The organism is Streptacidiphilus jeojiense, assembly GCF_000719095.1.
Taxonomy (GTDB): Bacteria; Actinomycetota; Actinomycetes; order Streptomycetales; family Streptomycetaceae; genus Streptacidiphilus; species Streptacidiphilus jeojiensis.
This window is the reverse complement of record NZ_JOEH01000060.1, coordinates 1-11189: the sequence shown is the minus strand read 5'-3', so window position 1 is coordinate 11189 and position 11189 is coordinate 1. Positions and strand designations below refer to the sequence as shown.

The 11189-nt window shown below is 68.1% G+C and carries 7 protein-coding genes and 1 pseudogene; 5 read left to right on the top strand and 3 right to left on the bottom strand.

The annotated features are described in order from the left end of the window. Positions 1–125 precede the first annotated feature (125 nt). Both IF29_RS0140750 and IF29_RS0140745 read right to left on the bottom strand, forming a co-directional pair. Positions 126–776 (bottom strand): hemerythrin domain-containing protein, encoded by a 651-nt coding sequence (locus IF29_RS0140750; protein ID WP_030267428.1) that lies wholly within the window; start codon positions 774–776, stop codon positions 126–128. Beyond that, positions 773–1660 (bottom strand): NAD(P)H-binding protein, encoded by an 888-nt coding sequence (locus tag IF29_RS0140745; RefSeq protein WP_037598670.1) that lies wholly within the window; start codon positions 1658–1660, stop codon positions 773–775. The genes IF29_RS0140750 and IF29_RS0140745 overlap by 4 nt, the downstream gene beginning before the upstream one ends. Positions 1661–2168: 508 nt before the next feature. On the opposite strand from IF29_RS0140745, the gene IF29_RS0140740 reads away from it, so the two are divergent. From IF29_RS0140740 to IF29_RS49155, 5 genes and pseudogenes are all read left to right on the top strand, one after another. Next, positions 2169–2801: an NAD(P)-dependent oxidoreductase gene (locus tag IF29_RS0140740; RefSeq protein ID WP_030267421.1), complete on the top strand. Its 633-nt coding sequence runs from the start codon at positions 2169–2171 to the stop codon at positions 2799–2801. A gap of 97 nt (positions 2802–2898) precedes the next feature. Continuing rightward, positions 2899–3849: an MsnO8 family LLM class oxidoreductase gene (locus IF29_RS0140735; RefSeq protein WP_051726688.1), complete on the top strand. Its 951-nt coding sequence runs from the start codon at positions 2899–2901 to the stop codon at positions 3847–3849. 362 nt (positions 3850–4211) lie between these two features. After that, the gene (locus IF29_RS0140725) at positions 4212–4520 is read left to right on the top strand and encodes a trypco2 family protein (protein WP_030267416.1); all 309 of its coding nucleotides are present in this window, start codon (positions 4212–4214) and stop codon (positions 4518–4520) included. 60 nt (positions 4521–4580) lie between these two features. Beyond that, positions 4581–9038: pseudogene (locus IF29_RS0140720) on the top strand (tetratricopeptide repeat protein); the annotation flags it as partial. A gap of 40 nt (positions 9039–9078) precedes the next feature. Continuing rightward, positions 9079–9405: a tetratricopeptide repeat protein gene (locus tag IF29_RS49155; RefSeq protein WP_084715559.1), complete on the top strand. Its 327-nt coding sequence runs from the start codon at positions 9079–9081 to the stop codon at positions 9403–9405. Between the two features lie 654 nt (positions 9406–10059). Here IF29_RS49155 and IF29_RS0140715 read toward each other — a convergent pair. Continuing rightward, positions 10060–10701, bottom strand: a complete 642-nt coding sequence (locus tag IF29_RS0140715) for a TIGR03085 family metal-binding protein (protein ID WP_030267410.1) — start codon at positions 10699–10701, stop codon at positions 10060–10062. Positions 10702–11189: the final 488 nt, after the last annotated feature.

Genomic DNA, 11189 nt, shown 5'->3' with positions numbered 1-11189 from the left:
ACAACCCACCGACACCACCGACCCGACCGCCCTCACCGCCTAACCTCACAACCAGATCACCGACTGGCCGTCAATACACCACGCCAGCAGACGTGACCGTTGGCACTCCCGCCGGGTCGCGGCGGTCAGCCGCGGATTGCGGTGGTTTCGCGGGTGAACTGGCGGTGGCCGATCAGCTTGTAGGCCAGACGGGCTGGGGCCGGCACGACCTGCATGAACCTCTGCCGTTCCGCGTCACTGGCCTCTTCGGTGATGTGGCCGAGGATGACCAGCCGCCGGGTGAGCGGAATCGCGCTCATGCCGTGCTTGGCGAGCGCGTCCCATTCGCTTTGCGTCACCGTGACCGAGACGATCGGGAGCAGTTGCTGCTCCTCCTCGGCCAGGTGGGCGATCAGTGTCGGCATCGTGGCTTCGACGCGGGTCGCCATCCGCTCGCCGACGGCGGCGTCAGCGCTCGCGGTCCACGCCGGCAGTTCCGCCTCCAGAGCCCTGACAGCGTCGTCGACCTGCATGTGCTGGGCATCCATCCGGTCCATCAGCTGCGGGTCGAGCACAGCTCGCTCACGCAGCAACGGAAAGAGCAGTTCGTCCTCGCCGGTGTGGTGCGTGTGGAGGAAGTCCAACATCTCGCGGGCATGCGCGCCGATGACCTTGGACCGGGCCCGATCATCGGCCGCGGAGCGGAACAACCGGGGCAGCTGGCCGAACTCCCGCCGCAGGACGCGGTGGATCAGAACCATCTCGTGGGTGTCGACGGGGGTCCCGGAGGCGCTCATCGTGACTCCCCGTTGGTTGCGGCGACCGGAACGGCTTCGGGGATGGGAAACGCGTCGCGGTGGGCTTTGGCCCAGTCGGTGAAGCTGCGTGCCGCGCGGCCGGTGACTGCGGTGACATCGCCTGTCGGCTCGGAGTTGTACGGCTCCATGGTGGAGCGGAACAGCTCGGTGACGGCCTGCGCCTGCTCCTCAGGCATGCCGTAGGACACCATCTGCGCGACCATGCCGGCCGGGTCGGCTTCGACGTAGCGCAGGTCGCGCCACAGCACCTCGCCCAGGAGGGCCACCTGGTCGGCGGGGCTGAGCGGTTCGGGGCCGGTGAGCTCGTAGACGCGGTGGAAGTGGCCGTCCTGGGTGAGGCAGGCCGCGGCGACCGCGGCGATGTCCGCCGGGTCGACGACAGCGGCCCGTCCGGCGGCGAACGGCGCGTACACGACCTGATCGGCCGCGATCATTCCCGCCCAGTTGAGCGCATTGGACATGAACGCGGTGGGACGCAGGAACGTCCAGGCGAGGCCGCTGTCCCGGATCGCCTCCTCGCCGGCCCGGTGCAAGGTGGTGATCGGGTCGGTGCCGTCGTGTCCGACGTTGCGCACGGAAAGCTTGACGACACGCTCCACGCCCGCTCGCTGCGCCGCAGTCACGAGCCGCTGATCGTGTGCGGCGATGTCGAGCCCATGGGTTATCGAGAAGACCGCGTGCACACCGTCCAGCACGGGTGCCAGATCGCTGTCGCCGAGATCGGCGACGACCTTCCGGGCGCCGTCGGGGAAGACCGCGCCAGGATCGCGGGTGAGGACCCGCAGGTGACCGGCCTGGGCGGGAAGCAGGGCTTTGATGACTTCCGAACCGACAGTGCCGGTGGCTCCGGTGATCAAAATCATGAGTTTTGGTCCTTATCTCCCGGTCTTGCTGGATGTGGGCAGTCGTTGGGTCGCACCGCCCGCTCCATCATCGGAGCCGCCATCCAAAGTGGTCAGCTTTCATGACTATAATAGTCATACATCCGAACTGATGGCAACAGCGGCGGGTGCGAGGCCGCCGAGGGCCAGGTGGCGCGTGCGGAACCCCCGCGAGATCAGGCGGGCTGCGGAACGGGAGCGTCGTGGACGAGGAATGGCGAGCTCATCAAGCCGCCGAGCCGTCGCCCCGGCGTACCTTCCAGCCCCGAATGCTAGCGCCGTCGGCGCCAGGCAGGGCTCCCGACTCCGGTTTGACATAGTCAGTTCTACTGACTAGATTGTAAATAATCCTGATGGTATTCAGACGATGGACAGGCGGTCACCAGCAAAGGTCTGAGCGGCTCCGCCACACGATGGGCGGGAATCGAGCCCCGTCGCTCCGCCGCAACACCGGCACGCCCATTCGTCCTTGATCAGAGAGGGAAGTATCGTGAATTTTCTTGTCCTTGGAGCAACCGGGCGCACCGGTGTCCTGTTCGTCAAGAAGGCGCTCGATGAGGGACACCAGGTCACTGCCCTTGTTCGACGGGCCGACTCCTCCGTCGACCCGCGCGCTGAAATCGTTGCCGGTGACGTCACCGACGCCGCCGTGATCGCGAAGGCGGCTCAGGGCCACGACGCGATCGTCAGCACGCTGGGGGTGAAGAGCGCCAGCGAAACCCCGACGCTGATCACCGACATGGTCCGCGCGGTCATCGAGTCCGCGAAGATCTCAGGCGTCGACCGTTTCATCCTGCTGTCTGCGTTCGGAGTCGGCGACTCGCTCGCCAAGGCCTCATGGCTCGTAGGCCCTCTTTTCCGAACCGTGCTCCGGAAGACCTATGCGGACAAGGCCGCCTCGGAGGTGCTCCTGAAGGCCAGCGGTCTGAAGTGGACCCTCGAATATCCCGGAGCGTTGAACAACGGTGACAGCATGCGCTACAGCACCGTGGCGCTCGAGGACGTCAAGAAGACGCCGGTCTTCCCCTCGGCCTCGCGCACAAACGTCGCCGACTTCCTCCTCCGCTCTGCTGTGGACGACACCTTCATGCGTCAGATCGCAGTAGTCCTCGATGCCAAGTAGGTCACCGATGCAGGCGCGAGAAATACTGGTCACGAGCCCCGTCTCCGCTCGAGCCGATCGCAGGGGTGAAATGCCTCTCTCGGCACTGGAATTGGGGATGATCCAGGCGGGCGGGCGGCGCGCGGATGCCCTGCGCGACACTGCAGCTATCGCACAGGACTTGGAGGGGCTGGGTTACCGCCGGATCTGGTACGCCGAGCATCATCACTCGCTTTCGGTCGGTGCGTTCCCTCCCGCTCTGCTGGCAGCTCACTCCGCGACTTCCACCTCGGCCATCCGTCTCGGTTCCGGTGGGGTGCTGGCTCCGAACCACGCGCCGATCTCGCTGGCCGAGCAGTTCGGGACGCTGGCCGCCCTGCACCCGGGCCGGATTGACCTGGGGATCGGCCGTGGGCCCGGCACCTTCGACGAGGCCACCGCAAGGGCCCTGCGTCGCGGAGCCGGCCCGGCGACGGATGCGGAATACCGGCAGGACGTGGCAGGGATTCTGTCTTCGCTGGTCGATGAGGTCGCTCTGGACCCCCTGCCAGAGCCCTGGTTGCTGGCGTCCAGCGACGCAGGCGCCGCTCTGGCTGCGGAGCTCGGCTTGCCGATCGCCTTCGCACACCACATCAGGCCGCAGAACACTGCGGAGGCGCTGAAGCGGTACCGGGCGGCGTTCATCCCTTCCCGCTGGTGCGAGCAGCCCCGGATCCTGGTGTCCGTGCTGGCCGTGTGCGCGGAGACGGAAGAAGAAGCCGCGTGGCAAGCCGGCCCGTTCGGGGTGTTCAGGGATGCCGTCTTCAAGGGAACCGCGGACGCTCATCCCTTTTGCACTCCTGCGGACGCGGCCGCGCATCCGTTCACCCAGCAGGAGCGAGACGTCCTGGCGAGTTTCCGGATGCGGCAGGCTGTCGGAGCTCCCGAGAACGTTGCGCGGCGCCTTGCGCAGCTGGCTGTCGAGACCGGAGCGGACGAACTGATGCTGTGGACTCCGATCCACGACTTCTGTGCCCGCGTTCGCTCCTACGAACTCATCAAGAAGCACTTCACAGCCATGAGCGCCTGACTGTTCCTCCCCGTGTGCCGTACCGGGAGCTCGGTGCGGCGGGTCGTCCCGTTCGGCTTGTACCGCTACTCGATCACCGTCATCTGGTACGCACTGCACGGCCACGACCCGACCGACGTTGCAAACCGAAGCACCAGGCTGTGCCCACCGACGCCGAAAACCGCGCTGTCCAACAGACTTGGGCTCACGGAGCACTCGACCACGCGGCTTGACCGCAGCAAACCTGCCAGAACCACGAAACACGAGTGCTCAGCGGCGGAAAGGTCCCTTTCGTGCAGTGTTCGGGCCTGGCGGCCAGTAGCGTGGGTACTGCACCGAAAGTGCCACCAGAGCAGGGCGCGCCACAAGCGTAGGGGGAGAGAGTGACCGAGGACTGGGCCGAGCTCGGCGACACCGTCGAAGCCGTTCGAGAGCAGTTGCAGCGGGCGCTGACGCAAGGTCAGGGGCAGCCGTTGAAGTTTCGGACCGGTCCGGTGGAGATGGAGTTCACCGTCGAGGTCAAGAAGGAGGCCGGCGTCAAGGCCAAGGTCTTCGTCCTGCCCTGGACGGTCGAGGCCCAGGGCGCGGTCGGCAGGATGGGCACCCACCGCATCAAGGTCACTCTGCAGCCTGTGGACGACCAGGGCAATGATGCGCTGATCAGCGCGCAATCCGCCGAGGAACCGGAGTAGTAGGGCGGCGGGGGCGCGGCTCGGCGGCCTTCGGAGGGGGTCGTGGACCTTGACCAGGTGATGGAGATCTGGTGCCCGTCTGCCAAGGCTGTCGGGAGCGGATACCTGATTGCCGAGAACCTGGTGCTTACTGCGTGGCACGTGGTGCGCGGCACCGAGCTGGGTGGTCCGGTCAGGGTGCGGCGGCTGGACGGCACCGGCCAGACGCGCTGGCTCAGTGCAGAGCTGTGCTGGCAGCCTGTCTCGGAGGACGATCGGCGCTCACACGACGCAGCCTTGGTGCGCATCATCGACCCTGCCTGGCAGCCGCTGCAGCCGCAGGTGGTGCGTTTCGGCCGCATCGACGGCACGCGCCGCCTGCGCTGCGAGGGCGTGGGCTTCCCCGAGGCCGCCAGGCTCCCCGGTCCGAAGCGGCGCGGATACATGCCGGTCCGGGGCCACTTCGAGCCGCTGTTCCACGACGGATCCGGTCTGCTCACCGTGCATGTGGACGTGGGCATCGTCCCCCGCCGCACGGCACATGGTTCCGGGTGGGCCGGCAGCTCCGGTGCAGCCCTGTTCAGCGGACGCCACCTGGTCGCGGTGCTGGCCGTCGACCGTGACGTTGCCGACACCGCCGAGGTCCTGCAGGCCACACCCGTGGCGGTGCTGATGCGGCAACCGGGATTCAGCGAGGCACTTGCCCTGCACGGTGCCCCCAGGGACCTGCACGAGGTGACCGAGGAGGTCGACCAGCAGCCCCGGATCGGACCCGTTGCCCCGGCTGCTTTCCCCCGCGAACTGCGCGGACTGCCACGCAGGTCCGCCGTCTTCACTGGCCGTGACCAGGCCTTGGCGCAGCTGCTGGAGCTGTTGGAGCCGCAGGACGCAGGCGCCTCCCTCTCCGCCGTCGCCGTGATCACTGGGCTGCCGGGGGTGGGCAAGACCGAACTGGCCGTTCAGGCGGCCCATGCGGCGTTGGCACGCGACTGGTTCCCCGGCGGCACGCTGTTCATTGATGCGCGCGGTTATGAACAGGACCGCGCCATGACGGCGGATGCCGCGCTGGACCACATGCTGCGCTCCCTGGGCGTGGCGTCTGAGGAGATCCCCGTCGCCGAGCACCGGGCCCAGTTCTTCGGCACTCTCATGGAGCAGTACGCCGCGGCAGGCCGCCGGATCCTCGTCGTGATCGACAACGTCGCCTCCAGCGCTGTCGCCGAGGCACTCGTGCCGGCCGTCGGCTGCGCACTGGTCACCTCCAGGCACACGCTGGCACGAGTACGCGCGCGGCGGATCGACCTTCAGGAGCTCAGCCGGAGCGCGGCGGTGGCCATGCTCGACGGCGAACTGCGGGAGGCCCACGGTGCTGACACCCGGGTCGGCGACCAGCACCAGGACGCCGTGGAGATCGTGCAGCTGTGCGGCGAACTGCCGCTGGCCGTACATATCGTCGCCGCGCTGCTGGGCGAGGACGGCTCCCGGCCGTTGTCCTCCATGGCGGAGGACCTGCGTGGGAGCAGCACTCGGCTCGACGAGCTGCGCTACCGGGAGGATGTCGGCGGCGTGCCCGGGGTGCAGGCGGCATTCGACCTGTCCTACCGCCAACTCGACCCGGAACAAGCCCGTGTGTTGCGGCTGCTGCGGGTCAACCCAGGCCCGGAGGTCTCCACCGAGGCGGTCGCGGCGATGACGCAGCTCGAACTGCGCACGGCCAGAAGACGGTTGGAAGAGCTGCGCACCATGCACCTGATCCGGGCCGCGGAGCCGTACGGGCGCCACGGCCGGTGGCGGATGCACAACCTGATCGCCGTGTACGTGTCGGGGCTCCCCGCAGGCTCGGCCGATCTGAAGCTGGCGTTCATGTTCCTGTTACTCCACTACACCCTGACGACGCAGCAGGCAACGGAGCTGCTCGACCCGGCCGGCGCCCGTGATGAGGACAATCCCTTCGCCGACCGGGCGCAGGCACTGGCCTGGCTGGACACCGAGTACGCCAACCTCACCCCCCTCGCCCACGTGTTCGTCGCCGAGCCGGCGTTCGCGCGCACACTGACGGTCGATCTGAGTCTGTCGTTGTGGCGCTACCTGGAGCTGCGTCGGCGCACCGAGGACTGGATCGACTTCTGCGTCCACACGCTCACCGTCGTCCGCGCGCTCGGAGACCGAGCGCGCGAGGCAGAGGCCCTCACCAAGTTCGGCAACGCCCTGCGCCAGGCGCGTAGATATGACGAGTCGCTCGACGCCTGCCGCGAAGCCGTCACCATCCAACGCGAACTGGGCAATCCGCACGGGGAGGGCGTGGCGCTGAACAACCTCGCCGCCACGCTGCTGGAGACGCGCGAGCACGACCAGGTGGTGGCCGTCGCCCGGCAGGCTGCCGCCATCTTCGAGCAGACGGACGACCGTCTGCGCCAAGCCATCGCCCTGAACAACCTGGCCGGTGCGCTCATGCGCACCGGCTGCTCCGAGGAGGGCATGGCTGCCTACGAGCAGGCCGCGAGCATTGTCGACACCTTCGACGACATGCGTCTCAAGGGCGCCATGCTGACCAATCTCGGTGATGCCCGGCATCGCGGCGGCACCGGGCCGGAGGTGTTGATCGAGCTGTACCGGCAGGCGCACGCGGCCATGGCGCAGGCCGGCGACCGGCACGGTGAAGGGACCGCCCTGACCAACCTCGCCGCCGCGCTCCTCCTCGATGGCCGTACCGACGAGGCCATCGCGGCCGCCGGGGAGGCGGCTGCCGTGCTGCGCGAATCCGACGACCCGCAGAACCTCGGCGCGGCGCTGACGAATCTGGGCTCGGCCCTGCATGAGGCCGGCCGCTTCGGCGAAGCGGTCGATGCGCGTACCGAGGCCTTGGCGGTCTACCGGTGCAGCGGCGACCATGAAGCCGTGGCGGACGCCGCGATCAGCCTGGGCATCGAGCTGCAGGGGGCAGCAGATCTGTCGCGTGCCGTCTCCGTCCTCCAGGACAGCGTGCAGGCGTGCCGGGAGCGCGGGGACCGCCGGGGGCAGAGCCGGGCATGCCGCTATCTGGGCAGCGTTCTGTGGCAGGGAGGGCACTTCGAACGGGCCGTCGTGACGCTGCGTACCGCTGTCGCGCTCGCCAGGGAGACCGGAGACCGTGGCGTCCAGGCAAAGGCCCTGATGTTCCTGGCACCCGCTCTCATGGTCGAGCACGTCGACGAGGCACTGCTCGTACTGGCCGAGGCCGCAGAGCTCTACCGGCGTCTGGACAGAACCGAGCGGGCGATGCAGGCGCTGATGGTGCGGCGCTCGGCCGAAGCGGTCAAACGTGCGCGCGAAAACTGGGCCGCGCAGCTGGCGGCCGGGCGATTCGAAGAGATCATCGCGGAATTCCGGGCTTCGACGGCGCGTCTCGGTAGCCATCCGGGCATTGACGGTTTGCTGTCCCGCAATCTGGGACTGTTGCTCAACGAGGCGGGCCGCTGGGATCAGGCGATCGCCTTCCTGGAGGCAGCCGCGGCTGCTTTCCACCAGGTTCAGGAGATTGATCAAGCACGTGCCGCGCATGCCGCGGCGGACGAAGCCCGCGCCGCGCAGGACCGGGCCAAGGACGCCGCCCTGGCCCTGGAACGCGAGCTGCGCCACGCTGAACCGGATTCCCCGCGCTTGCGCGCAGCAGTCCAGGCAGCGGTCGGCCACTTGGGCGCCCACGATGCCCGCCTGTTACGCCTGCTTGCCGCCGGCTCGGGTACGGACGTCTCCCTGGAAGCAGCCGCCGTCCTCGCATTCGGTGACCGGGACGTGATCCGTACCAGGCTCAAGGAGTTGTCACTGCTGGCCTCCGAGCACGCCTACACGAGACTGCTGCACCGCATGTCCGTGCTCTACCGCGACGATCTTAAGTCGACGCGCGCAGCCCTCGATGCACTGACCGGGATGCGTCTGCTGCAGCACGACGGGGATCCCCGCAGGTGGAGGCTGCCGACAGCAGTCCGGTCGCTTGCAGCTGAGGAGAGCGCACGGCATGCCGCTGCTGATATGCGTCGCGAGGCACGGACGCTGCTGCACCTGTACTACCTCGCCGCGGCGCACGCAGTCGGTGCACCCCTGGACGCGGGGCCCTTCGCCCCCTTGCACAGCGAGTTGCAGGCGCAGGGCTTCACCTGGCTCCAGACGGAATACTCCAACCTGGTCGCCACCGTGCTCGACGCGCGGAACGACGACATCGGCGCAGTGATCGCCATGGACGTCACCCGAGCGATGACCCACATCATGGGCCTCGGACACCGCAACGAGGACGCCGTCAGACTCGGCCGTATCGCACTGCGGGCTGCCCGGAGGCTGCACGACCGCCCTGCTGAGGCCGTTGTCACCCGCAACCTCGCCGCCGCGCTCCTCCGCGCCGGGGAGGTCGAGCCGTCCATCGCCATGCTGCGCCAGGCGCTGGTGATCCACCAGGAGTCCGGGGACCGACACGGCGAGGGCACCACGCTCTCGACACTCGGCGCAGCACTCACTCACGCGGGACAGTTCACCGACGCGAGCACAGCCCTGCGCACCGCCGTCGAGATCCACCGACAGCAGGACAACGCCTTCAGCGAGGCAGCTGGCCCAGTTCAACCTGGGAGTCCTACTGGAGCGCACCGGCCGGTGCGACGAGGCCATTACCGCCTACCAGGCCGCCGACCATCTCTACCGCAGGATCAGCGACCAGCACCATCGCGCCATGGCACTGCTCCAACTGGCCGCGTGCCTTCGCACGGCAGGGCGCCACGACGAGGCCGCCACGGCTCACCGAAGGGCGGAAATCCTGGCCCACGTGTCGGGAAACGGCCTCGTTGAAGCTCTTGCCCGCGGTGCCATGAGCCTGGACGAGGATACGCAGGACGGCGGCGCCGAAGGACCAGGCAAGGCAAGAGGAGGCCCTCGGTGACGGTCTGGTCGAAGCTCTTGGAGGTCGGTTCCACGGTTGCCATGGCGGGTCCGTCTGCTTTGGAGGCGGTATCTCGAATACCCCCCATGGGTATCCAGTCATGGTGCGGGGGAAGCTGTTCCCGCGCGGGACAACGCCTGACGGCGTCCAGACAACATGTGTAGCCGCCGAGCAAGTGGTAGAAGTTGGTGCGTCCGTGTTGGCGGGGCAGGCCGCAGGGCTCCACTGCGGGGGCCTTCGCCGTCGGGCACGACCGCTGACCCTCGATCGAATGCAGCGGAATCCTGCTCGCGGGCCTGCGAGTCTCCGGCGCTGGCCGGACACGACGCGCTGCGACCGGTCGGACATCGATCCGAAGAAGAAGGAGAAGAGCCATGTGCCGGCGGATCACCTGCTCCACCTGTGGCAAGCCGAGCTACGTCGGCTGCGGCAATCATGTCGAGCAGGTCCTCGCCGGAGTCCCCGCTGCTGAACGCTGCGCCTGTCGGGAGGTGAAGTCGGCGTCCCCGCGCAAGGGCTGGCGCTTGTTCGGCCGGGGCTGACGCACGCTGCCGGTGTCATTCCGGGCGACGTACCGCCCCTAGGGCTCGGTAACACGGGACAGCCCGCTCACCCGCGCTCCAGGTCGATCACCCCACTCACCGCACAGTGCTGCTACATGCCAAATCGCGCGCGTTGCACGGCTTCGACGGCCGCAGCAGGCCCACTCACCTCGACACGTGCCGCGCCCTGCCGACCGAAGAGATAGAGCAGGAGCTCACCCGGAGTGCCGGCGATGCGGGCAGTCGGTTCTCCGCGCCGTGCTCGAACGGTCCTGGCGGTCCCCTCCCACTGGAGCACGAGCCCCGTGCCGCCCAACCGCCGCGCGAGGAACCATGCCCCACGACTGACGTTGCCCCAAAGGGCCTCGTCCATCGCATGCTCGTTCGTTCGAGGACCGCGACCGTCGGCTCTGCGGACGTCCTCGTGATGGACGAAGAACTCAATGAGGTTCGGGACCCGGCGCACCCATCCGATGCGGAAGAAGCCTGGCGGCGGCCCGGAACGGAGCCTGGCAACGAGCCAGGGGAAGTCCCTCAGTGCGAGCGCTCGTCTGCGTCGTTCAGCGAAGCGGCCCCACACACCGGGCAGGACAAGCCCGGGCCCCGCGAGGGAGTCGTGCTCGCGCAGGACGAGGTGCGCGGCGATATCGCGGGTCGTCCACGGCACCAGGAGGGTCGGCGCCTCGGGACCGAGCTCGTCGAGCAGGTCACTGAGCTGTACTCGCTCGACGGCGTCGAAGAACAGGTCAGCCATAACGCGGGAGTGTAGCCAGGTCGGCGGCTGGCTTCGAGACCTCCTGAGGGCCGTACCCGGCAGAGATGCCTTCGCCTGGGGAACGAATCACGGCAGGTCCCGCATCAGCGTCAGCGATCCGTGATGTTTTTGTTGGTGTCGCTGGTCGCCGCGTCGAAAGCTAAGTCACCCCTCCCGCGATCGCTCCGGTCAAAGCGGCGCCCAGGGCCAGCCCGACTGCGCAAAGGCATGCTCTCCAGACTGCCCGTGGCAGGCAACCTCGTGCTCGGGTGTGCAGTAGTTGCAGGGCATTCCTGCGGCCTGGGGTGTTAAGGATTGGATAAGGTGTTCTCACGGTGTGCCGGGAAGTCTGGTCGGCCCGGGGATGGATCTGCGGTGTTGGTGCCGTGGGGACCCCGGTGACGATCCGGGGATCCCGAAATGCGCGCTGTCGGCACCGTTCTTGTTCTTGTGGTCCTGGCCACGCTGGTGGCGACCGGTGCGCGCCG